Raw genomic sequence first — 23,897 nt, forward strand, 5'->3', positions numbered from 1 at the left:
TGTGATTGAATTTTCTGTATAATTCTCTTTGCGGAGGGGATTACGCATGAGAAGATGGGGAATTGAATTATTAATTTTAAGTGTCGTTATTATTTGGGGGATTAACTATACGATTGCGAAATACGGACTTTTAGAATTTACGGCGATTGAGTTTACTGCAGTTCGAATGATGGCAGCAGCACCACTACTGTTATTATTTACGTTCTTTATCGAAAAGTCACTTTATATGGAGCGAAAAGATATACCAAGATTAATCATCGTTAGCACGGTAGGTATTGTACTGTATCAAACGCTATTTATGGAGACTGTTAAATATACATCCGCTACAAATGCTTCGTTACTCATTTCTATTTCACCTATTTTTACAACTTTATTTGCGATTTTTTTGAAACAAGAAAAATTTTCTTCGCGAAAGTTAATCGGTTCTATGATTGCTTTTGTTGGTGCTACATTAGTTTTAGTAGCGGGGCATTCACTCGCTAGTTCTTTCTACGGAAATGGGATTGGACTTATTACATCAATATGTTGGGGACTTTATCCCGTTTTAGCAGGGCCGCTTATTAAAAAATACTCTGCACTACGTGTTACTGCATGGTCGGCATTAGTTGGAGCGATTCCGCTCTTATTATTAAGCGGGCCACATGTATTTGTCATGCCATTTCACATTACACACGGAATGACATTGTTTGCTTTACTATATTCTATTTTCTTTGTAACAGTATTTGGTTTAGTGATGTGGTATGTTGGTGTGCAAAAAATTGGGGCATCACATACGATGGTATATATGTATATTACGCCGCTCGTAGCGGTTTTATTTGCAGCTATATGGGTAAATGAATATGTATCGTTACAACAAATAATCGGTGGAATGATCATTTTCTTCGGTCTATGGTTTGTGAAATCAGAGAAAGTAGAAGCGCATTCTATCGTGCAAGAACATATATCAAAATAGGAAAACAGATCACCTATGATCTGCTTTCCTATTTTTTTATTTTTGGTAAAAATATGAGAAATAAAATGGAAGTAATAAGTGGGATTAAATTAAGAATAGGAATACGGAAGAGTGTAATTAGAATAATTCCTGGAAGAAGAACACCGAGGACAGCGTAGAAGATACTATGTTTTTTCGTGTACCAATATAATGAAAGTCCAATAAGTGCAGGGACAATGAGGTGAATGAGAGCCATTAAAAAATAAATCATTAGACGCCCCCTTTATTTATGTGCTTATTACATCATATCCGTATGTTCATAGATTGATATCACTTTTTTCATAAATGGACGGAAAATGTTTGGAAAAACGTCACATTTATGAGGGATTCTACATTAGAAATCTTGTATAATATTATTTTCTAAAAGCATTTTAACAACATAAACATACTGTTTATGTTGTTTTTAATTTGAATGAAATAGATTTTAAGTAGCATGGACTCGAAAGAAATGAGTTATATAACTTTTGTTGGATAGATAAAAACTATTGAAGGGGAGTACAACATGATTAGTATGTCATTAAGGTCGTTTAAAATTCAATCGTATTATCTACTAGGTATTCTGTTATTAGGCTGGATGTTAACACCCTTTTCAGCACATTTTCTAGGTGCAGGAATTGGACTTATTGTAAGCATGTATTGTGTTTGGATTTTAGGAAGGCGTATCGAAAAACTTGGGGATAGTATCGTAAAGAAGACGAAAGCGCCGACGCTTGGTATGTTTAATCGCTACGCAGCGGCGATCCTTGGTGCAATTATTATGTACGAAATTGAGCACCATATGGTTATGTGGGCATTTGCAGTAGGTATTCTGGGTGGCTATTTCTTAATCGTTGTGAATTTAGGGTATTATAGTATGAAGGATGAAGAAGAATTAACAAAGAGCTAAAAGCTTCTTTTTAGAGGGAATAGAGGATCTGGCGATGGATAGAAGCGGTCAGATCCTTTTTTGTTCCCATGCGATGTGAAACCAGAAGGATGTAGTGAGTCGGAAAAGAGTTTATGTGTTCGAAGCTGTGGTTTGTATGTGTGAAAATCCAAGTATATAAATTGAGAATTAGGTTTGGCACCTTTTTAGATGGAATAGAGGATCTAGCTGTGGATAGAAGCGGTTAGGGCCTTTTTTGTTCCCATGCGTTGTGAAAGCAAGAGGAGCGAATGAGCGAGAAATCTGTTTGCCGTGGTTTGTATGTGGGTAAATTAAAGAATATATAGAAAGAAGCTTACGTTTTTCACGTAAGCTTCTTTTTTATGTAAGTATGTGTAACCGTTAAGCCGCATTGGGTTTTGTCGGTGAGTACGCGAAACTTTTGGCTACACGATACTTATTCATATGAGTAAAGGGTTATTGCAACAGAAAGTTTACATATTAAGCGATTGGACCGCCTAAGTTAATAATATTTTCAGAAACGCTATCGAATTTTTTGAAGTTTTCTTTAAATTCGTTTGCAAGCTCAATTGCTTTCGCTTTGTAAGCATCTTTGTCAGCCCAGGTTTGTTCAGGCATTAATACTTCGTCAGGTACACCTGGAACGTGACAAGGTACTTCAAGGCCAAAGATGTCGTGTTTTGCAGTTTCAGCTTTAGCAAGTTCACCGCTTAGTGCTGCTTGAATCATTGCACGAGTGTAACCTAAGTTCATACGTTTACCAACACCGTATTCGCCACCAGTCCAGCCAGTGTTTACTAAGAATACTTTTGCATCATGTTTCTCGATTTTTTCACCAAGCATTTCAGCATAACGAGATGCATCAAGCGGTAAGAATGGTGAACCGAAGCAAGTAGAGAATGTTGCTTGCGGAGATGTAACACCGCGCTCAGTTCCTGCTAGTTTACTAGTGTAACCGCTTAAGAAATGGTACATAGCTTGCTCTTTTGATAACTTACTGATTGGAGGCAATACGCCAGATGCATCAGCAGTTAAGAAAATAATTGTATTTGGATGTCCTGCAACACTTGGCAGTACGATATTGTCAATCGCATGCATAGGGTATGCGGCACGTGTATTTTCTGTTAAAGTAGTATCGTTATAGTCAGCGATGCGTGTTTGACCGTCAATGACAACGTTTTCTAAAACTGAACCAAATTCGATTGCATCGAAGATTTGTGGTTCTTTCTCGTGAGAAAGGTTTACACATTTTGCATAGCAACCGCCTTCAATATTGAATACACCGTTATCAGACCAACCGTGCTCATCGTCACCGATTAATTTACGGTTTGGATCAGCAGATAATGTTGTTTTGCCTGTTCCAGATAAACCGAAGAATAGTGCTACGTCGCCCTCTTCGCCTACGTTTGAAGAGCAGTGCATAGAAAGAATATCTTGTTCAGGTAGTAAGAAGTTCATAATAGAGAAGATTGATTTTTTCATTTCTCCAGCGTATTCTGTACCACCGATTAGTACGATACGTTTTTCGAATGAAACCATAATGAATGCTTCAGAATTTGTACCGTCAATTGCTGGATCTGCTTTGAAGTTTGGTGCAGAAACAATTGTGAACTCTGATTCGTGAGTTGTTAATTCTTCTTCAGTTGGACGAATAAATAATTGATGTACGAACAAATTATGCCATGCATATTCGTTAACAACTTGAATTGGTAGGCGATAGTTGTGATCAGCGCCAGCAAATCCTTTGAAGATGAATAACTCTTCTTTTTCTTTTAAGTATTCTAAAACTTTTATATATAATTTATCAAAATGTTCTTCAGAGATCGGTTGGTTCACGGCTCCCCAAGCAATTTTGTCAGCAACCGATGCTTCCTTCACAATAAATTTATCTTTAGGAGAACGTCCTGTGTATTTTCCTGTTGAAGCAGAAACGGCACCAGTAGAAGTTAATTTCCCTTCGTTTCGCATTAATACTTTTTCCACTAATTGCGGAACACTTAATTGAATCTGTGCATTGCTTCCGTTCAATAATTCATGTAAACCAATTTGGACATTCACAGTACTCATATTTATATACCATCCTTTTCATTTAATGAAATATTTCTCGTAATCCCCATCAAGAGTATAACACAATTATATAAATAATGTATACTATTTATTTGTTTTTGTTTGTGTGAATGTATCATTTCCTTATTAATATTTCATTCTATGCGTATTGAGAAAAACTTTCAGGAAAATGTGAATATTAATTGACAAATGAATATCATTTCTTTAGTATAGGTTGGGACGGATACTCTCTTATCCCGAGCTGGCGGAGGGACAGGCCCGATGAAGCCCAGCAACCTCACTTGTAGTGGTAAATACAGGTGAATAGGTGCTAAAACCTGTGCGAGGCTAACGGTCTCGAACGATAAGAGCAAAGGGCAAAAAGCAGTATGCAAGTAGCAAATTAAACCTTTCCTCTATGTTAAGTGGGAAAGGTTTTTCTGTATGCTTGTGTGGGAGAATAAATGTATGTCGCAGTTTGTGGCAAATTAAGGATGAGTTCCGTACAATATATACAATTACTGTAGGGAGGTTTACCACATGACAAAAAAACGTCATCTGTTCACATCTGAGTCTGTAACTGAAGGACATCCAGATAAAATTTGTGACCAAATTTCTGATTCAATTTTAGATGCGATCTTAGCAAAGGACGCAAATGCACGTGTAGCTTGTGAAACAACTGTAACAACTGGTTTAGTATTGGTAGCGGGGGAAATTACGACTTCTACTTACGTAGATATTCCAAAAATCGTTCGTGAAACAATTCAAGGCATTGGTTACACACGCGCAAAATATGGATTCGATGCAGAAACTTGTGCAGTTTTAACATCTATCGATGAGCAATCTGCTGACATCGCTATGGGTGTTGACCAAGCACTAGAAGCACGCGAAGGTCTAATGACTGACGCTGAGATTGAGGCAATTGGTGCGGGAGACCAAGGTTTAATGTTTGGCTTCGCATGTAATGAAACACAAGAATTAATGCCACTTCCAATCTCGCTTGCTCACAAATTAGCTCGCCGTTTAACTGAAGTACGTAAAGATGACACATTATCATACTTACGTCCGGATGGAAAAACGCAAGTTACAGTTGAGTATGATGAAAATGGTAAACCTGTACGTGTGGATACAATTGTAATTTCTACACAGCATCATCCAGATGTTACGTGGGAAGAAATCGATCGCGATTTAAAAGAACATGTAATTAAAGCTGTAGTTCCAGCAGAATTAATGGATGGAGAAACGAAATTCTTCATTAACCCAACTGGTCGCTTCGTAATTGGTGGACCACAAGGTGATGCTGGTTTAACAGGACGTAAAATCATCGTTGATACTTACGGTGGATATGCTCGCCATGGCGGTGGTGCATTCTCTGGTAAAGATGCAACGAAAGTTGACCGTTCTGCAGCATATGCAGCTCGTTATGTTGCGAAAAACATCGTAGCAGCTGGTCTTGCTGACAAAGCAGAAGTACAACTTGCATACGCAATCGGCGTAGCGCAACCAGTATCAATTTCAGTTGATACACTTGGCACTGGTAAAGTATCTGAAGACGTACTAGTAGAACTAGTTCGTAACAACTTCGATCTTCGCCCAGCTGGTATTATTAAAATGCTAGACTTACGTCGCCCAATTTACAAACAAACAGCAGCTTACGGCCACTTCGGACGTACTGATGTAGATCTTACATGGGAACGTACAGACAAAGCAGCTACTTTAAAAGAGCAAGCTGGTCTATAATATATGAAAAAAAGCTTTGCGCTGTGTGCGCAAAGCTTTTTTTATTTGGTTTTATGTACTACTTGGATGCATGAGCTGCAATAAACTTCTCCGTCTAGCTCAATATACTTTCTTATATTTGTCATACCACTTGCCGGAAATGACATATGAATCCATGCTTTTTCATACGTTTGTATTTCCTTTTCACATGATTTACAAAGGATTGGTTTCTTACGGAACATAGACGGTCACCCTTTCAGTTGACGCGCTTTTCCTGCGCAAAAAGCACTGCTCAGTAAAAATAGCGTTGCGAATATAATACTCACTAATGTAGCGTATGGAATTGCGCCTTTTAAAGAAAAGCCGACAGTGATGGAAGCGACAAATAAGAGGATGAATGTCGTTGTTAATTTTTTATAAAGTTCCATAGTATGTGAACCTCCGAATTGTTTTGCATTGTAAATTTAAAAATTAAACCTATTATGTAGAAAACATAAGAAGAGATAAATAGTAGCTAATGATGTGAAAGCTAGGAGTGTAAGAAATGGAAATAGTATACCTATTTAAATTCCTTTTTGTGGGTGATTATACTTATATTGTATCATGACGTATCGGTGGCTTCATACAGATTTGTGTAAAGATATGTATGATAAAATGAAGAAAAGCTTTTAAGAAGGGGAAGATGAAAAATGAGTGTAACTGAACATAAAAAACAAGCACCAAAAGAAGTGCGTTGTAAGATCGTGACGATCTCCGATACACGTACGGAAGAGACGGATAAGAGTGGTCAATTGTTACATGCATTATTAATAGAAGCAGGACATAAAGTGACCTCTTATGAAATTGTGAAAGATGATAAAGAAAATATTCAGCAAGCAGTGTTAGCAGGTTATCACAAGGAAGATGTTGATGTCGTGCTAACGAATGGCGGAACTGGTATTACGAAACGGGATGTAACGATTGAGGCAGTGTCAGTGTTATTAGATAAAGAAATTGTTGGATTTGGTGAGTTGTTCCGTATGATAAGTTACTTAGAAGATATCGGAAGTAGTGCGATGTTAAGTAGAGCAATCGGCGGTACAATCGGGCGTAAAGTTGTCTTTTCAATGCCAGGGTCTAGCGGAGCGGTTCGTCTTGCGATGAATAAGTTAATTTTACCGGAATTAGGTCATATTACATTTGAGCTGCATCGCCAATGAAAATTGCAGGAATTGTATTAGCCGGCGGACAGTCTAGTCGTTTTGGAGAGCCGAAAGCATTGGCGATTTGGAAGGGAACTACTTTTGTTGAGCATATTGTGAAAGTAATGGAAAGCGCTGTGCAAGAAATTGTAGTAATTAGTCATTCTGATATAAAAGAGCGATTAGAGAATTTAGTACAAGTTCCTGTTATAGAAGATATTCCGCACTATAAAGGAAACGGACCGCTCGCTGGAATTGTATCAGGAATGGAATATGTAGAAGCAGATTGGTACGCTATTATGCCTTGCGATGCGCCGAACATTTCACAAGAGTGGTTTACGATTTTGTTAGGACAAACGAGTAATGAATATGATGCAGTTGTACCTATTATTAATGGAAGGAAACAACCGTTACTTGCCGCGTATCATAACCGTGTGAAAGAGAAAATTTACACTTTACTTCAAGAAGAGAAAAGAAGTATGGGGCAGCTTTTATCACAATCTAATGTGAAATATATTGCTGGAGAAGATGTACAAGCAAATGCAGCATGGTTTATGAATGTGAATACGAAAGAAGAATACGTACAGGCTCAAAAAGACCTTTCAAATAAATGAAAGGTTTTTTGATATACAGCAATTGGGGAACAATTGCTGTATATCGGTATGTGAGTAAGTAGATTTTAAGGGGAATATCTTAAAATCTCTATACAGTAAAAACTGTATAACTATATATTAATTTTTATGGGTTTTTATTACAAGTCTGTTTAGTTATGTATGATTCTGTTATAATTAATATAGAAATAAGGCTATGGTTCACCTTGTGTACCATTTATCAAACTAAAATTTACAATTGTGTAATAAACTCCCTGTCTTTCGTTGCAGGGAGTTTATTTAAGTTTTAAGCCAGTAGTTCTGATTCGTTTTGGTGAAGAACTTCTTCATATTGGTTAAGTAAACGATGAAAGATTTCATCCCAACTTTGTGATTTCGCATAAGACGAGGCGGCGACTCCCATTTGTTTCAATCTTTCTTCATTGTTTAATAAAGAATAAGTAGATGATAAAAATGAGTCCACATTTTTGGGCTCACATAGAAATCCAGTTTTTTCATCTTTAATAATATTTTTAACCCCGCCACTATTCGCGCCAATAACAGGTGTACCACATGCGAGTGACTCCAGTACGACGTTCCCAAATGTTTCAGTAGTAGATGGAAATACCATTAGAGCGGAGGAAGCGTAGACTTCAGCTAAATTCGTACCTTGTAAATATCCAGTAAAGGTTACATTTGTTTTTGGAACATTTTCATGCAGGTCCTTTGCGAGAGGACCATCTCCAGCGATGAGCCAATGAATATCGTCACGTTTGTTGTTTGTCGTTTGAATAAGTGTTTGAAGAGTGTCGATATCTTTTTCAGGAGCAAGGCGTCCGACGTAGGAAAGAATATATTTCGCTGTAATATTATATTTTTTTCGGAATAGGTCTTTATTGTAAGTTGGATGAAAGAGAGTACAATCTACACCACGTCCCCAAATATAGAGCTGCTGAAATCCTTTTTTCTTTAATTGATGTAATGTTTCAGGAGAAGGAACAAAGTTTTTTTGCATATGACTATGAAACCACCTTAAATAGTTCCATAGCATATTGGAGAGAAATTCGATTTTGTAATAGCGTAAATAGGCGTCAAAATCAGTATGATAAGAACCGACCACTGGGATATTTAACTTTTTGGCATAATATAACCCGCAAAGTCCCATATTGAAAGGCGTAGCGATATGAATGATATCAGGTTTAAAGGCAAGAAGTTCCCGTCTAATGCGCGGAGTAGGAAAGGCAAAGCGACATTCTGGATATAATATAGTTAACGGGATACTTCTCATTTTGTTCACATTCGTTACGAAATTATCTTCTGCCGTATGCTGAGGGGCGAAAACAGAATAGGCGATATTTTCTTTGTGAAAATATTGAGTTAAACGTTCTAAAGTTTTCGCCACACCGTTGACTTGTGGTGTAAATGTATCGGTAAATATGGCGACTCTCATCATATCGCTCCTTTACATGAGTGGAATGAGTTGATAAAAAGAGATGATGCCAGAGCAAGTGCCAAGGCACATGCCTACAAATACATCTGACGGATAATGAAGCCCTAAATAAATACGGGAAATACCGACGCATAGCGCTAACGGTAATAGAAAAGCAAGCAAGTTTGGATTATAGCAAATAAATGGAATGAGGACAGAGAAAACAGCCGTTGTATGTCCGGATGGAAAAGAATGATCTTTTAAAGGCTGTACTGGATATTTCGCATCTTGAATTGTTAAATAAGGGCGTTTTCGTGGATACCATCTTTTTAATATTTGCACTGGAATATGGCTAATTGTTAAAGAAATAGCAGTTGCAATTGCAGCTTGATGCAAATTCCCTGTTGCGAAAATTAAAAAGAAAAGTGTGAGTGCAATGGAAAAACTCGCACCACCGATATGGGTAATATTGCTGAAAAAGATGTTTAATGTTTTTTGATCAAAGTAGCGATTAATTCCTTTGAAAATGTAGCATTCTATTTTATATAGTCCACTGACCTTCATGAGATTTTTCCTCCCTCATTTACATATATATGGAGTTATTAACTTCTATTTTAATAAGATTTTATTGAGGGAATAATAATGTTTTGTAAAGAAAAAGTTAGATTTTTTCATAAAGTGAAACTATAATCAGTGGGGGTTTTGTTCATCCCCCACTGATTATTAGCCTTCACCAATCGGGCGTTTACGGGCAGTAGGGTTTCCACCTAACTTCTTTGCTCCATCCGAATTTTGAGGTGGGAGTTTTACTGCCCACAAATAGCGGGGTAAAAAAAGCTGCCAGTCTTACGGCAGCGATAAAATCACTTTTGTAACGATTTATAATATTGTCCTTTTTCAACGTATTGTGTGCGGATACGTTCCATATCTTTACGGTCTTCTTCTGTTAATTCGCGAATGACCTTCGCAGGGCGACCGAAAGCTAACGTATTAGGAGGGATTTTCTTTCCTTGTGAAACGAGACTACCTGCACCGATGAAAGCTCCTTCACCAATTTCAGCGCCATCTAATATGATAGATCCCATTCCGATTAAAGCATCTTTTTCAATTTTGCAGCTATGTAAAATAACTTGATGCCCAACGGTAACGTCATCTTCTAAAATAAGAGGATACTGGGGGCTTTGGTGAAGTGTACATTGATCTTGTACATTTACTCTATTTCCAATTATCGTTGGTGATACATCACCGCGGATGACTGTATTAAACCAAATGCTAGATTCTTCGCCAATGGTCACATCGCCTGTAATGGTAACATAGTCAGCGATAAAAGCACTACTCGAAATTTTCGGATTTTTTTCTTTGTAAGGATATATCATGTAAAGCCTTCCTTTCCTAGAGACTAGTTTTAGTGTATCAAATTATGAAAAAGAGTGAAATGGGGGAGTTTCGTATGTGGAACTATGAAGCGGAAGAAGCGAAAGCCGTCATTATTATCGTGCATGGTGCTATGGAATATCATGGGCGTTATGAAGCAGTTGCAGAAATGTGGAATTATAGCGGTTATCACGTCGTTATGGGGGATCTCCCAGCACACGGAACAACTTCAAGAAATAGAGGACATATCGATTCATTTGATGAATACATAGAGGAAATAAAGTTATGGGTGAAAGAAGCAAGAAAATATAGATTGCCTATTTTTTTATTTGGTCATAGTATGGGAGGACTTGTCGTTATTCGTATGATGCAAGAAACGAAAAGAGAGGACATAGACGGTATTGTATTAAGCTCGCCTTGTTTAGGCGTATTAGCTGCACCTTCTGCTCCGCTTCGTGCTGCTTCAAAAATATTAAATGTCGTTGCTCCAAAATTGCAATTTGCAACAAATCTCACTGTAGAAATGTCAACTCGTAATCATGAAGTGAGGGATGCGATGGAGAATGATTCATTGTTCTTGCGCAAAGTATCAGTACGTTGGTATAGTGAATTGATTAAGTCTATCGAGATTGCTCATGAGAAAATAGATGATTTTCCAGATGTTCCACTCTTGCTAATGCAGGCGTGTGAGGATAAACTTGTAGATAAAATACGTGTCCGTACATGGTTTGATAATGTTAAAATGAGTGATAAGGCATATAAAGAATGGCCTAATTGCTATCATGAGTTATTAAATGAGTATGAGCGTGATGAAATTTTGAATTATATTCAGTCATTTACTGAAATGCATATCAATAATATAGTAAAAACAAACAAATAAATCATTATTTGTACATTTAATAGAGGAGATGAAGGAAGAAGTGAACGTACCGAGTAATCCCATAACGCTCATGGCGAAAGTATACCGTGATGTGTTTCCGGTTGTACACCATGAGCTAGCGATGTGGAAAGAGCGTGCCTACCATATTCCGAATGATGAGCTTCATAGTCAGGCAATCGCAAGTATTGAGAATAAAACGTTTCATTGCGAGGGCGGTGGCATTTTAGCGCTGCTAGCAAATGAACATCGAGAGGAATGTATTCGTTTTATCGTAGCATATCAAACGATTAGCGACTATTTGGATAATTTATGTGACCGTAGTACATCACTTGATCCGAAAGACTTTGCGGCTCTTCATGAGTCAATGGTAATGGCATTAAGTCCTGAAGTTGAAGGAGGCGGTAATTATTATCGTTACCGTGATGATCAAGATGATGGTGGTTATTTAGATGAGCTCGTTGAAACGTGTCAGGATGTTTTAAAGAAAACGAAGCATTATGATAAAATTGCTCCAATTCTTCATGAGCTTGCTTGTTATTATTGTGATTTGCAAATTCATAAACACGTGAAATTAGAAGAAAGAGAACCACGTCTAAAAACATGGTTTGAAGCTCATAAAGAAAACTTGCCGCCGATGAGCTGGTTTGAATTTTCGGCTTGTGCAGGATCAACTTTAGGAATCTTTTGTCTTGTGGCATATGCATTTCATGATGAATTACATGATGAGGATATTGAGAAAATTAGACAAGGATATTTTCCTTACGTACAAGGACTTCACATTTTACTTGATTATTTCATCGATCAAGAAGAGGACCGTATCGGCGGAGATTTGAATTTCTGTAGTTATTACGAAAACGAGCAAGCCATATTAGATCGTATGAAACATTTTGTAGAAGAAGCAGAGAAGAGTATTGGTGATTTGCCTCATGCAAAGTTTCATCGTCTAATAAGCCGAGGATTACTTGGTATTTACTTATCAGATCAAAAAGTATCAGCGCAAAAGAATATGCACAAAATGGCACGGCGCATTGTAAAATACGGAGGGCTCACTTCACGATTCTTCTACTGGAACGGGAAGATGTACAGAAAGAAAATGGCGCAGTGATGAAGAGGCCGTCTCAAAAGATATTTTGGGATGGTCTTTTCTTATTAATAAGTTGCCTCTAATGTTGTATTTTATAGTTAAGTCGATATCCTTTGTCGAAACGTCGATATAATAAGAGTTATGTTCGATATAATTTAATGTGCTGTTGCAATCTTGCTCAATAATGAAAAAGGGACAGTCCAAAATTAGACTTTTTGGACTGTCCCTTTTTATTATGATCGTCTCTTTGAAAATACATATATAAGAAGTTCAATTGCGAAAATAACTAAAACAGATAGTCCGAATAAAGGCATGACAGTGCCTAGTATAACCATCATGATAAAGAAAACGAATATGCTTTTCTTATCTCTTTGTTTTGGAGGTGCTGCTAATTTGCCTTTCGGTTTTCTTGCTAACCACATTTTTATTCCGTAATAAATGAGAAGTAATAAAGATAATGTCGTTAGTAAGCATAATATTTTATTTGGCCATCCGAATAAATGTCCTTCGTGAAGCGGGATACCGTAAGTGAACCATTGTGCAAATAATCCATAATCAAGATAGTCTGTTTTTGAAATCAGTTCTCCGTTATATTGGTCAAAGTAAGCTGTTAGCTCTTCATGTGGTGCCACGTGCATGCCCGTAATGCCAGAGCCGCCCGATTTCGAAACAGTGAATACACCTTTCGGATCAGCCGGTAGTGAGATAACATATGGCTTCTTTATTTCAACCCCTTTTTGTAATTCATCAACTGAAATGGCTTTTGGCTCATTTGAATTTGATTCAGGAGGAGCTTCTTTTCTTGTTGCCCACGGCAATTCTTTTACCTTTGATTCAGGTGGTGCCATATACAATTTCGGATATCCGATTGATTCATTCGACGCTGCGATTTTATAAATTTGGTTACCCATAAATCCGGACCACGGCAATCCAGATGCGACTAGCAGAACGAGAGGAATTGTAAATATAATACCGATAATAGAATGACGTCGTTTTGCTTTTTCTCGCTTATTGGATGACGGTGTGTTTTTGAATTGGCGTATACTCATATATAACCCAGTTACAATTAAAAAGAGTGTCCAGCACGCTGCAAGCTCTACAATATAGTTGACGACAGTACCACCGACTAAAAGAGAACTATGTAATTCCCGCATTATATTGGCAAACGTTTCACTTGCGTTTTGATCTCCAACAATTTGATTATTGCTATCTAAATACACATACTTTTGTTGTCCAGTATATTCATTTGCAATTGTAAGTCTCGTATTATAATCCCCATTAAACTCACTAATTTTCGCCACACTATAATGTGGATATTTTTTCTCTGTTAATGAAATAGAATCAGACATCGAAATAGACTCTGTTTGGGCGCTCTTCCCAAAATATAAATCTTTATAGATGAAATCTTCAACTTCTTCCCGAAATAAATACCCAATTCCGCTTAGTGACAAAGTAATAAGAAGCGGCGTAATAAAAAGTCCAGCATAAAAATGCCAACGCCAAAAAATGTAATGAAGTGAACGATTTTGTTTCATACTTCAGTTCCCCTAACCTTCCCTATATGAATAAACTACTTATTTAATATAGCGAGATTAAGTGTGGATAATTTGAAAGAATTGTGAAAAAAGTTAAAAGTTTTGGGGGAGGAATGGTCGCTTGTTCGAATTTTTTCGGTAAGTCGATATATTTGAACTTATGACCGATATAATTAAAAAAATGCCGATATATTTATCGGCGTGACATAAAAATGCAATTGGTGCGGGATAAATACATCCTAATAACCGCCTCAGCAAGACATTGAGAGGAATCAACAAAGTCCTCACTCGCAACGACATTTAAATCGGTACATGCGATAATAGCGGTATCTACTTCATCTTTCAATTGTAAAACGAGCACATTCCATAATTTGCGAGCTTCTTCAACTTCTCCGCTTTTAATACAAGTAATAATTTGATTAATCATTTCCTGCCATTTTTCATCATGAATGTACGCTATATCACGTTTTACAATCCCGTCTTGAACAGTTGCTTCTGTTGCGAGAAGAGCAACCCTTTTTGCATTTTCAGGAATTGCTTTTAACGTCTCATTGACTATATTCAAAATAGGAATGGTAATAGAACGCTTTAATTCCTCGAAATAAAGATGCGCCGTATTACATGGCATTGCGATGAAATCTACACCAGTACTTTCAAGTTTTTGTGCCCCTTCAATAATCGCTTTTTTCATCGCTGTATGATCAATAGGCCGATCCATGTAAAATGGTGTTGGACAAGAATAAATCATCATATGAGGAAAGTCCATATCATGCTTTGCTCCGTATATTGTTTGGCATTGTGCTACAACTGTATCGATGAATGACCCAGTTGATTTTGGTCCCATTCCTGCGAGTATTCCAATCATTATTTAGTCCCCTTTAATATGTAATCAAAAACGTTTGCTGCGAACGAGAAAAAGAAATAAAGTAAGTAATAAAAATGAATAGACGATAGCCCAAGCTGTGAGCCATAGAGTGTGAGTAAGTATATTATATTTGTATTGTCCAAGCATTATAAAGCTTTCGACAGGTGGTAAAAACCACAGTAGCTCTTTTTTAAACCGGATTGAGGCGATCGTTATAAGTAATATAAATGTAAGACTAAGCCAAGCAGTGCTTGCTTTTTGAATAATATTTCTTGTAAATAATGTTGCGATTGAAATCCCTAGTATAGATAAAGACATATGAGCCAGAAATCCGACTAGAAATAAAGAAGCTGTCATTTTTTCATTGAACATTTGTAAGAAAATTGGGTAGCTGATGGATATGACAGATAAAACAGTACAAATAAGAAGGGCTGTAATATATTTACCGAAGTATAATGCTGAAATATTATTCGTATGTGAAATAGTAATTTGTTCTTGTACAGGGTCTTCTGTATGAAAAATTGTAACTGTAATCCAGGCAGACAGTAAATAAAGTGCGAGTGCCGTTTCTAAATATGTCGGTACAATGGGAGTCGGTTTATACGCGTATACAAAAAGTAAGCTCACGAAGTACATCACAATAGGAGGGACGTACTTATACGATTTTGTGTAGTCGAGAAAATTGTAACGAATAAGCGCAAACATAATAAACCTTCTTTCGATTTAAAAATTAGGTTGTAGCAGTGTAATAGATGCTTTTTTATGTAATAAAAACTGGAGTATTTCGTTTGTACAATCTTTCTCGATTTGTAACTGAATGAGGTTTTGATTTGAATTGTGTGTAACATGTATAATCCCTGATTGTTGTTGTAGTTCTATCGCTGAAAATGTTTCATGGACGATTGCCTCAATATAGACTTGTTCTATTGATTTTTGCACAGAGGTATCTTCTACGATCGTATAATTTGCTAACGTCACAATTCTCTGGGCGAAGTTTTCTAGTAGTTGTTTTTCGTGACATGTGAAGAGTACAGATATGCCTTGTTGTTTTAATGAAAGTAAAATGTGTTCTAGTTCTTGCTGAGAGTTAGGATCGAGTCCAGAAAGCGGCTCGTCTAAAATTAATAAATGGACGTCTGTAAGTAATGCTTGCATGATGCCTGTTTTTTGTTTCATACCTTTTGAAAAGTTTCGTACAATGGAATGCCTTGCATGATGTAAATGAAAAGATTCAAGGAGCATCGGAATTTTATTTCTTAAATATTTTGTTGATAAACCGTGAATGTGGCCGAGATGATATAAATAATCCTCTAATGTAAACCGAATTCCTTCAGGGAAATGTTCAGGTACATAGCCGATTTGCATATGTTCTTTTCTTTGAAGTGTCCCCGCCGTAGGTGAAATAAAGCCTGCAATTATTTTGAGTAAAGTACTTTTTCCAGTCCCGTTCCCACCAATAATAGCGATTGCTTCGCCTTCTGGAATGGATAAATCGATGTTGTCTAGTATAAGTGATTTGCCATACTTCTTTTGAATTCCCCTTAGTTCTACTAGCAAAGTTCTATCCTTCTTTCTTCAAATATTATATACATCCATTATATAGGAGGATAAGAAAAAGACGTGCATCCGTTGCACGTCTTTTTTTGTTATGTTTTGTCGAAGAATCGATATATCGGCAAAATCGTTGATATATTGTAAGTTATGATAGATATATTGAAAAAATCGTTGATATATCCGGAGTTATGATAGATATAATTGGAAAATCGTTGATATATTATCCCGCATTAACGGGCAGTAAAACTCCCACCTCAAAATTTGGCTGGAGCAAAGAAGTTAGGTGGGAGATCAACTGCCCGTAAACGCCCGATTGGTGAAGGCTAATAATCAGTGGGGGATGCCCCCCCACTGATTAAAGTTTCACTTTATCGTTTCTCAATCGCCACAATAAATGGCGGGTTATTTTGCTGGTTAATGAAGCCGTATCGCAAAACGTGAGCTTGTTTTTGGTCTAGTTCTTCTGCAAATTTGAGAACAGCGTCGCGTTCTACTTGTCCTTCTGGGTGTCCGTGGTAAATGACAAGGACGATGATACCTTCAAGTGCCATTACGTCTAGCAATTGTTCGAGAGCTGAGATTGTTGAGTTCGGTTTTGTGACGATATGTTTGTCTCCACCAGGAAGGTAACCTAAGTTGAATATTGCCCCTGTTACTTTTCCCTTTGCGTCGTCCGGTAATACGGATAAGAGTGTATCGTGACTGTCGTGAACTAAAACAGTACGTTCGAAAAGTTCTTTTTCTTTTAGGCGGATAGTCGAACTTTCGATTGCTTCTTTTTGAATATCAAATCCAAACACTTTTCCGTTATCCCCAACGATTTCAGCTAGGAAGCAAGTGTCATGTCCATTGCCAAGTGTTGCATCTACTGCATAATCGCCTTCTTTTACTGCTGTTTGCAGTAGTGTGCGTGCAAATGGTAATACGCGTTCTAATTTCATGCTTGTTTCTCCTCATTTGCATATTTTCCTTGCCAGCTTCCGCGGCGTACAAATTCTGCATCGATGGAATTTAATACTTCCCATTTATTTAAGCTCCACATTGGGCCGATCATTAAATCAGGTGGACCGTCACCTGTGATGCGGTGCACAATTACGTCTTCTGGAATAACTTCAAGTTGGTCAACAACGAGACTTACGTAATCTTCAAGAGATAGGAATTCTAGTTGTCCTTTTTCATATTGCTTCACCATTGGCGTTCCTTTTAACAAATGAAGTAAATGAATTTTAATTCCTTGTACGTCCAGTTTTGCAACTTCACGAGTTGTTTCCATCATCATGTCGTAATCTTCAAGGGGAAGACCGTTAATAATATGAGAGCAAACTCTAATACCGTGCTTGCGTAATTTCTTTACGCCTTCCACATAAGATGGATAATCGTGAGCACGATTAATAAGATTTGCAGTACGTTCATGAACAGTTTGTAGTCCGAGTTCAACCCAAAGGTACGTGCGTTTATTTAAGTCCGCTAAATATTCAACAACATCGTCAGGTAAGCAATCTGGACGAGTTGCGATAGAAAGACCGACAACGTCTTTTTCTGCTAGAAGCGGTTCGAATTTTTCTTTTAACACTTCAAGCGGTGCATGTGTATTTGTGTACGCCTGGAAATAAGCGATACATTTTCCGTCTTTCCACTTTGAGCGCATTTTTTCTTTCATTTCATGATATTGCGTTATAACATCATCGCGGCGATCGCCAGCGAAGTCACCAGATCCAGCAGCGCTGCAAAATGTACAGCCACCGTAAGCAACTGTGCCGTCACGGTTCGGGCAATCGAAGCCAGCATCTAATGAAACTTTAAAGATTTTTTCACCAAATTCATTTCGTAAGTGGTAATTCCATGTATGATAACGTTTATTGTCGTTTGTATATGGAAAAGGGTTTTGAACCTTCATTACTTTCCCTCCTAAGACGAGTCAAAATGAAACAAAATCCATTATAACATACTCATAAGGTTGAGATGGAAGGGACACACTAAAGGGGAATTGAAGCAAGGAGGGACAATTATGGCAGAGCGTCAATCACTTGAAGAGTATATTACACAAGCGGAACAAGCGGTGGAATATGCGAAAGAACAATTAGATCAGGGCATGAGACAAGAACATTACAATACGATGGAATATTCAGATGCGCAGTTGCAATTAGAGCAAGCATATAACGATTTACAAACGATGCAACAACATGCGAATGATGAGCAACGCGAACAATTAAATAGAGCACGTATGGCAATTCGCCAACTGCAACATCAAATGATTATTACACCGCACTAATAAGGAGTGAATGTAATGGCGAAACGTTCAGATCAAAATAATCCAGAGCAAAAAACACAAAATGGACATAACGCTGAATTTTCAAATGAACTTGATCCGATTGTTCAAGTGAAACAGCGTAATAGTAAAAAAGGACAACCTCAAAGATCGAAGCAATCAGAGTAAACCAGGTCGCAATATGACCTGGTTTTATTTTGCTCTGCAAACGCCCGATTGGTGCGGGATGGGAAAAAACACACTGATTAAAGTTTCATTTTATTATATGACAATAATGTAAGACTCCTGTAAGATTTGTCGATAGTTGTAAGCTTATTTTTCCAGTAAAGTAAGGGAGGATTTAATTTAGGACAAGGAGTTGCATTATTTATTTTTGGTTTGATTCATCAAATGTTCCAACCTGGAGAAGCACTAGCGTTATACGCGATTTGTGGATTAGTCACTTTACCGTTTTATAAAGTGAAGAAACAGATAAATTTAGTAATTGGTCTTATTCTTACAATAGCTTTTAGTATTATGGCTTTTAAGGAACTATTACCACTAGGTTTAATTTTATTAGGTCTTGCTGCAGGGCAGTATAAAGTATTTGAAAATCTTTCAACGAAAATAAAGCAAGTCGCTATTTTTACAGGCATTATGTTTGTTTTAAGTGTGATAGCTTTATGGTATCAATATGGGCACGTCCCTGCTAATCCATTTGTAAATATGATACTCATGAATGGGGATGGAACAATGGATGCTGCAACGCAGTTTTTAAAAATTGGTGTTACAGTTGGGCCAATTATTTCAGCTTTCTATGTTGGAGCATTAATTTTATTACTTCAGTTAAAACCAGTTCAAACATTGTTAGCACCACTAAAATACTACGGCCGTATGGCTTTAACAAATTATATCGGACAAACTGCAATGATTTTAATTGCCGGTAGTGTGTTTAACTTTGCAGGTAATTTAACATATATGCAAACGTTATATGTATGTATCGCAATTTATGCCATTCAAATTGTGTTTAGTGTGATTTGGATGAAAGTCTTTAAAATGGGTCCACTAGAATGGATTTGGCGTGTTATTACGTATTGGACGGTAACACCTTTAAAGAAATAAAGAGAGAAGTGGGCTGTTCCTTTGTGGAACAGCTCGTTTTTATTGTCATCTTTTGTCGGTAAGTCGATATTCCTCGAAGAATCGCCGATATATTTGAAAAATCGCTGATAAAAGTGGAAGAATCGCCGATATATTTTGAAAATCGCTGATAAAATTTCATTTACCAATGAAGCTTACATGCTCAGTTTTTTTTCTTACAAAAGTGTAAGGTAATTGTAATGTTAATAAATAGCAGTTCACCTCCAAAAGGCGCAAAATAGGTAATGGAAAAACAAGCGTAGGAGGATATATATGACGAAACCAGTTGTAGACGTGAAAAACGTTCAAAAAGTGTACGGTAAAAAAGGTGAGAACCAATCACACGCGTTAAAGGGTGTGTCATTCTCAATTCAAGAGGGTGAGTTTGTCGGAATTATGGGACCATCTGGTTCTGGTAAAACGACATTATTAAATGTAATTTCAACGCTTGATAAAGCAACGGGCGGCGTTGTTGAAATTGCGGGTACGGACATTACGAAAATGAAGCAAGGTGAGCTTTCTGATTTCCGTTCACAAAAATTAGGATTCATCTTCCAAGACTTCAACTTATTAGAGAACTTATCTATTTATGAGAACATTGCACTTCCACTTTCACTTCAAGGTGTTCCATCACGTAATATTGGTCCGAAAGTAGAGAAAGTAGCGAATATGTTAGGGATTTCAGAGATACTTCAAAAGTATCCAACTGAAGTATCAGGTGGACAGAAACAGCGTTCAGCAGCAGCGCGTGCACTAGTGCATGAACCGGCAATTATTTTAGGGGACGAGCCAACAGGAGCTCTTGATTCTAAAAATGCAGCAAGTTTACTTGATGCGATGACAAACTTAAATGAAGAACAAGGCGTATCTATTATGATGGTTACGCATGATCCGTACAGTGCAAGTTACTGTCAGCGTATTTTATTCATTCAAGATGGTGAGCTATATAAAGAAATTCACCGCGGTGGTACACGTGAAGAGTTCTACAAAGAAATTTTAGATGTGCTTGCAGACATAGGTACACAAAAAGCATAAGAAAGGAGGTTCAGGCATGTTATTTAAACTTTCCATGTCAGGGCTAAAGAGTAAGCTGAAAGATTACATCGTCTTACTTGTCGGTCTTGTCATGTCCATTTCAATTTTTTATATGTTTCAAACGCTAGCGCTTAATAAAGCGTTTCTTGAATCCAATTCTGTAATTAAGTCTATTGGATTCGTATTCCAAGCAGGTTCATTTTTACTAGCTATTATAACGTTCTTCTATATTTTATATGCGAACTCTTTCTTATTATCTCTTCGTCAAAAAGAGTTTGGTATGTACATGATGTTAGGAGCGAAAAAACATAAAGTTACATTACTTATGTTTATTGAAACAATCGTATTAGGCGCTGCGTCTCTTGCAATTGGAATTACAGTTGGTGTAGGACTTGCAGAAGGTATCGGACAATTATTAATGAAACAATTGGAATTTGCTGGTGAAGGTTATAAAGCATTTTATCTGCCATCTATGACTGTTACTTGCATTTTCTTCTTTGCACTATTTGTATTATCAGCAATTATGAACAGTATTAAGTTATCACGTATTTCTGTATTACAACTTGTACATGCAGATGCACAAACAGAACGTGTTGCGGTAAAAGGAAAAATGACAGGTTTAGTTGCATTCCTTGCGGTTATTTTATTAGGAATTGGCTATGCATCAATGATTTATATGGAAAAGCTAAGAGAAATGGGAATTCTTATTGCATTAATTACAACAACAGCCGGTACTTACATGCTATTTGGATCACTTCTTCCGGTCATTATTAAAAAGTTAAAGAGTAATAAAAAACGTAGTGAAAAAGGCCTTAACGCTTTTACTTTTGCACAATTAAACTTCCGTATTAATAGTTTAACAAAGGTGCTTGCGACGGTAGCTATGTTAGTTGCTCTTGGAGCTGGTGCAATTTCAGGTGGTATGGCGTTTAAAAATAACGTTATAAAAATGGTAGATGGTTTAGTAATATATGATTCAGTAGTTCATAACCCAACAGCTGAAGAAAAGAAAATTTTGGACGGTATTACATTTAAAGAGAAAAGTGAATATCGTTACAAATTGGATGATAAATACGTTTATTATGTAAAAGAAGATTTAGAGAAAAATCGTCCTTTAGTAAGAGATATGGCAAATATGGAGTCGATGAAGGATTTAGTAAATACGAAAAAAGTTTCAGAGGAACTACCAGTAGGTGCAGTTTCTAGAGAAATGAATGAAAAAGATGCGAACGCTAAAGAACTTTCAGAAGAATGGAGAGATGCTTTTAGTACAATCCATCCATATTATATATACGAAGATCATGCAATTAAAATTGTAGATCAAAAAACGTACGATGGGATAAATGGTAAAGAAGGTATAGCATTTATCGGAAAAACAGATGACTTTTTAACATATACAAAAGAATGGAAAAAACTTGACGAGTTGCAGCTAGTTAAATATAAAAATGTAACGGCTGAAAGAATGAACAGTAAATATCAATCTTACGATATGTTCTACGGTGTTGCGAGTGGAACAGTATTTATGGGATTCTTCCTTGGAATTGCTTTCTTGGCGATGATGGCAAGTTGCTTAATGTTTAAAATTCTTTCTGGTGCATCAAAAGATATTACGCGCTATCAAATGCTTCGTAAAATCGGTGTGCGCCGTGAATTATTAACAAAATCAATTTATAAAGAGTTATTCTTAGTATTCTTATTCCCGGCAATTGTGGGTATCGCCCACGTATTAGTTGGTATGAATATTTTCGGATTTATTTTAGTCGATCCGTACTTCCGTATTTGGATACCAATTGTAATTTTCGTAGTCATTTACGCGATTTATTACTTCATTACTGTTCAATTGTATAAAGGAATTGTTCTTCCGAAAGAAGATTAATAGGTAAAAAACCGAGCGAAAGTGCTCGGTTTTTTATATTTTCAGAAAAAACACTTTTATGTTACTAAAATATATAATATAATGTAAATAAGTAACATAACATAATATAAGATTATCATCAGCTGGAAAATGAAAGGAGGAATCCTATCTGTAGAAAGAAGCTGAACTTATATCCCCCCCATTTCTTTTCTCACCACAAAGCATTTGTACAATCGTAAATTTCCAAATTAAAAATTGACGGACCTAAGCTGGATATTGTGAAAATAATGGATAATACATGGAAATCTCATAGCGTGATAAGGTAAAATGGACAACATGATGAGAAAATTACCGTTCATAAGATGAGGAGAATACATGTATGGAAGTTGTAGAAGCATTAAAAGATATAAACCAAATTGAGGCTATGAAAAAGTATTTAAAAGAGCACTCGCAGCGAGATTATCTTTTATTTGTTATTGGGATTAACACCGGATTAAAAATTACTGAACTACTGAGTATTAAATTTGAAGATGTATTACATGAAGATGGAACTGTTAAAGATTTTTATTCTCTTCCTGTGAAAGATGAAAAGTTTAAACAAGATATTTATTTAAATACAAAAGTAAAAGAGGCGCTTTTATCGTACGTACAATCTTTTGATATTCAAAGAGAAAATTACGTATTTCAATCTAACAAAACAACAAATTCAATCTCACGCCAACAAGCATATCGTGTTATCCATAACGCAGCTGAATCGGTCGGAATACTTGGTAAGATTGGAACGAACTCAATGCGAAAAACATTTGGATTTCATGCATATAAAAGAGGAATAGCAATCGCACTGTTGCAAAAACATTTTCATCACGCGACTCCGTCAGAAACGTTAAAGTATTTAGGGATATCAAAAGATGAAAAGTTTAAAACAGAGATTGATGTAGATTTGTAAAAGGGAAGAGCCGTAACTAAAAAATTTTAGGAGGCGGGAATATGAATATTAGAGAGAGTGAACTACCGGGCATTGGATGTAAATTTGAAGTGATAACAAAGGGTAATGAAAAAATGGTTATTGTTATTCATGATGATGGAAGAAGGGAAATGTATCATTTTGATGCGGATCATGATGAGAGTATTTCAAGCATTTCTCTTCGCGATTCTGAAGCAAGACAAATTGCGGCTATATTAGGCGGGATGGTATATAGACCACAAGCTTTAGACACGATTGAGATGGCTTTTGAAGGATTATCAATTGAATGGTTTAAAGTAGAAAATAACGCACCAGTGGTACAAAAAACAATTGGTAGCTTACACGTTAGAAAAACATATAACGTAACAATCATTGCTATTTTGAAAAAGAATATGAAGAAGTTTTTTAATCCAGGCCCAGATTCTATCATTGAAGCTGGCGATATGCTCGTATTATCGGGCGAAAGACATGAAGTGAAAAGAATTATTAATGAGTTGCTTTCAGCAGGAGGTGATTCGTAA

Annotated in this window: 26 protein-coding genes, 1 pseudogene and 1 riboswitch; of the genes and pseudogenes, 14 read left to right on the forward strand and 13 right to left on the reverse strand. The window is 36.7% G+C overall.

The features are described 5' to 3' along the window. The first annotated feature begins 46 nt into the window (after positions 1–46). Positions 47–952 (forward strand): DMT family transporter, encoded by a 906-nt coding sequence (locus ACE38F_RS05065; protein ID WP_215554496.1) that lies wholly within the window; start codon positions 47–49, stop codon positions 950–952. Between the two features lie 28 nt (positions 953–980). Here the strand turns inward: ACE38F_RS05065 and ACE38F_RS05070 are convergent, their stop codons facing one another. Then, positions 981–1,202 carry a hypothetical protein gene (locus ACE38F_RS05070; protein ID WP_215554495.1) on the reverse strand — a complete coding sequence of 74 codons (222 nt, stop codon included), beginning with the start codon at positions 1,200–1,202 and terminating at the stop codon, positions 981–983. 291 nt (positions 1,203–1,493) lie between these two features. Between ACE38F_RS05070 and ACE38F_RS05075 the strand changes: the two genes are divergently transcribed. Next, a complete protein-coding gene (locus ACE38F_RS05075; RefSeq protein WP_341305547.1) occupies positions 1,494–1,877 on the forward strand; it encodes an ATP synthase subunit I in 384 nt (127 codons plus the stop codon). A gap of 480 nt (positions 1,878–2,357) precedes the next feature. Here ACE38F_RS05075 and pckA read toward each other — a convergent pair whose 3' ends face one another. Further along, complete coding sequence (gene pckA, locus ACE38F_RS05080) at positions 2,358–3,944, reverse strand: phosphoenolpyruvate carboxykinase (ATP) (protein WP_215554494.1); 1,587 nt, start codon at positions 3,942–3,944, stop codon at positions 2,358–2,360. A gap of 228 nt (positions 3,945–4,172) precedes the next feature. Next, positions 4,173–4,294: riboswitch (SAM riboswitch) on the forward strand. A 169-nt stretch (positions 4,295–4,463) separates the two neighbouring features. On the opposite strand from pckA, the gene metK reads away from it, so the two are divergent. Next, positions 4,464–5,663: a methionine adenosyltransferase gene (metK, locus tag ACE38F_RS05085; RefSeq protein ID WP_215554493.1), complete on the forward strand. Its 1,200-nt coding sequence runs from the start codon at positions 4,464–4,466 to the stop codon at positions 5,661–5,663. A 41-nt stretch (positions 5,664–5,704) separates the two neighbouring features. On the opposite strand, the gene ACE38F_RS05090 is transcribed toward metK, so the two are convergent. Together ACE38F_RS05090 and ACE38F_RS05095 are read right to left on the reverse strand one after the other, a co-directional pair. Continuing rightward, positions 5,705–5,884 (reverse strand): hypothetical protein, encoded by a 180-nt coding sequence (locus ACE38F_RS05090; RefSeq protein ID WP_375370067.1) that lies wholly within the window; start codon positions 5,882–5,884, stop codon positions 5,705–5,707. 6 nt (positions 5,885–5,890) lie between these two features. Next, positions 5,891–6,070, reverse strand: a complete 180-nt coding sequence (locus tag ACE38F_RS05095; protein ID WP_002067722.1) for a hypothetical protein — start codon at positions 6,068–6,070, stop codon at positions 5,891–5,893. Between the two features lie 261 nt (positions 6,071–6,331). Between ACE38F_RS05095 and ACE38F_RS05100 the strand changes: the two genes are divergently transcribed. Next, positions 6,332–6,841 (forward strand): MogA/MoaB family molybdenum cofactor biosynthesis protein, encoded by a 510-nt coding sequence (locus ACE38F_RS05100; protein WP_215554491.1) that lies wholly within the window; start codon positions 6,332–6,334, stop codon positions 6,839–6,841. Then, complete coding sequence (locus ACE38F_RS05105; protein WP_375370066.1) at positions 6,838–7,437, forward strand: molybdenum cofactor guanylyltransferase; 600 nt, start codon at positions 6,838–6,840, stop codon at positions 7,435–7,437. The genes ACE38F_RS05100 and ACE38F_RS05105 overlap by 4 nt, the downstream gene beginning before the upstream one ends. A 283-nt stretch (positions 7,438–7,720) precedes the next feature. Here the strand turns inward: ACE38F_RS05105 and ACE38F_RS05110 are convergent, their stop codons facing one another. From ACE38F_RS05110 to ACE38F_RS05120, 3 genes are all read right to left on the reverse strand, one after another. Further along, entirely contained in the window at positions 7,721–8,863 is a 1,143-nt protein-coding gene (locus ACE38F_RS05110; protein WP_375370065.1) for a glycosyltransferase family 4 protein, read from the reverse strand. A 12-nt stretch (positions 8,864–8,875) separates the two neighbouring features. Next, the gene (locus tag ACE38F_RS05115; protein WP_002167520.1) at positions 8,876–9,406 is read right to left on the reverse strand and encodes a phosphatase PAP2 family protein; all 531 of its coding nucleotides are present in this window, start codon (positions 9,404–9,406) and stop codon (positions 8,876–8,878) included. Positions 9,407–9,705: 299 nt separating this feature from the next. Further along, entirely contained in the window at positions 9,706–10,218 is a 513-nt protein-coding gene (locus ACE38F_RS05120; protein WP_107887332.1) for a gamma carbonic anhydrase, read from the reverse strand. 74 nt (positions 10,219–10,292) lie between these two features. Here ACE38F_RS05120 and ACE38F_RS05125 point away from each other — a divergent pair, with 74 nt between their 5' ends. Both ACE38F_RS05125 and ACE38F_RS05130 read left to right on the forward strand, forming a co-directional pair. Next, positions 10,293–11,096, forward strand: coding sequence for an alpha/beta hydrolase (locus ACE38F_RS05125; protein ID WP_375370064.1), 804 nt, complete (start codon positions 10,293–10,295; stop codon positions 11,094–11,096). A gap of 40 nt (positions 11,097–11,136) precedes the next feature. Further along, positions 11,137–12,201: a tetraprenyl-beta-curcumene synthase family protein gene (locus ACE38F_RS05130; protein ID WP_002199075.1), complete on the forward strand. Its 1,065-nt coding sequence runs from the start codon at positions 11,137–11,139 to the stop codon at positions 12,199–12,201. Positions 12,202–12,413: 212 nt separating this feature from the next. Here the strand turns inward: ACE38F_RS05130 and ACE38F_RS05135 are convergent, their stop codons facing one another. The 6 genes from ACE38F_RS05135 to mnmL form a co-directional block, all read right to left on the reverse strand. Next, on the reverse strand, positions 12,414–13,715 hold the full coding sequence (locus tag ACE38F_RS05135; RefSeq protein WP_375370063.1) for a PepSY-associated TM helix domain-containing protein: 1,302 nt from the start codon (positions 13,713–13,715) through the stop codon (positions 12,414–12,416). A 193-nt stretch (positions 13,716–13,908) separates the two neighbouring features. Next, the gene (locus tag ACE38F_RS05140; RefSeq protein WP_375370062.1) at positions 13,909–14,580 is read right to left on the reverse strand and encodes an aspartate/glutamate racemase family protein; all 672 of its coding nucleotides are present in this window, start codon (positions 14,578–14,580) and stop codon (positions 13,909–13,911) included. A 24-nt stretch (positions 14,581–14,604) separates the two neighbouring features. After that, complete coding sequence (locus ACE38F_RS05145) at positions 14,605–15,285, reverse strand: ABC transporter permease (RefSeq protein ID WP_375370061.1); 681 nt, start codon at positions 15,283–15,285, stop codon at positions 14,605–14,607. A gap of 18 nt (positions 15,286–15,303) precedes the next feature. Next, the gene (locus ACE38F_RS05150) at positions 15,304–16,137 is read right to left on the reverse strand and encodes an ABC transporter ATP-binding protein (RefSeq protein WP_341305556.1); all 834 of its coding nucleotides are present in this window, start codon (positions 16,135–16,137) and stop codon (positions 15,304–15,306) included. Positions 16,138–16,502: 365 nt separating this feature from the next. Further along, complete coding sequence (gene mnmM / locus ACE38F_RS05155; protein WP_375370060.1) at positions 16,503–17,075, reverse strand: tRNA 5-(aminomethyl)-2-thiouridylate-methyltransferase MnmM; 573 nt, start codon at positions 17,073–17,075, stop codon at positions 16,503–16,505. Further along, positions 17,072–18,031 carry a tRNA modification radical SAM protein MnmL/YtqA gene (gene mnmL, locus ACE38F_RS05160; protein WP_375370059.1) on the reverse strand — a complete coding sequence of 320 codons (960 nt, stop codon included), beginning with the start codon at positions 18,029–18,031 and terminating at the stop codon, positions 17,072–17,074. Before mnmL ends, mnmM begins: the two co-directional genes overlap by 4 nt. A 111-nt stretch (positions 18,032–18,142) precedes the next feature. Between mnmL and ACE38F_RS05165 the strand changes: the two genes are divergently transcribed. The 7 genes and pseudogenes from ACE38F_RS05165 to ACE38F_RS05195 all read left to right on the forward strand — a co-directional run bounded on the left by ACE38F_RS05165 (position 18,143) and on the right by ACE38F_RS05195 (position 23,897). Beyond that, the gene (locus ACE38F_RS05165; RefSeq protein WP_002089099.1) at positions 18,143–18,406 is read left to right on the forward strand and encodes a YtzC family protein; all 264 of its coding nucleotides are present in this window, start codon (positions 18,143–18,145) and stop codon (positions 18,404–18,406) included. 15 nt (positions 18,407–18,421) lie between these two features. Beyond that, positions 18,422–18,571, forward strand: coding sequence for a hypothetical protein (locus tag ACE38F_RS05170; protein ID WP_001129341.1), 150 nt, complete (start codon positions 18,422–18,424; stop codon positions 18,569–18,571). A gap of 189 nt (positions 18,572–18,760) precedes the next feature. Then, positions 18,761–19,504: pseudogene (locus ACE38F_RS05175) on the forward strand (DUF418 domain-containing protein); the annotation flags it as partial. Positions 19,505–19,795: 291 nt separating this feature from the next. Next, the gene (locus tag ACE38F_RS05180; protein WP_215554477.1) at positions 19,796–20,557 is read left to right on the forward strand and encodes an ABC transporter ATP-binding protein; all 762 of its coding nucleotides are present in this window, start codon (positions 19,796–19,798) and stop codon (positions 20,555–20,557) included. A gap of 16 nt (positions 20,558–20,573) precedes the next feature. Next, on the forward strand, positions 20,574–22,433 hold the full coding sequence (locus ACE38F_RS05185; protein WP_375370058.1) for an FtsX-like permease family protein: 1,860 nt from the start codon (positions 20,574–20,576) through the stop codon (positions 22,431–22,433). A 358-nt stretch (positions 22,434–22,791) separates the two neighbouring features. Then, entirely contained in the window at positions 22,792–23,358 is a 567-nt protein-coding gene (locus ACE38F_RS05190) for a tyrosine-type recombinase/integrase (RefSeq protein ID WP_375370057.1), read from the forward strand. Positions 23,359–23,399: 41 nt separating this feature from the next. Next, positions 23,400–23,897 (forward strand): cation:proton antiporter regulatory subunit, encoded by a 498-nt coding sequence (locus ACE38F_RS05195; RefSeq protein WP_001026047.1) that lies wholly within the window; start codon positions 23,400–23,402, stop codon positions 23,895–23,897.

It is taken from the genome of Bacillus altaicus, assembly GCF_042136375.2.
Taxonomy (GTDB): Bacteria; Bacillota; Bacilli; order Bacillales; family Bacillaceae_G; genus Bacillus_A; species Bacillus_A cereus_U.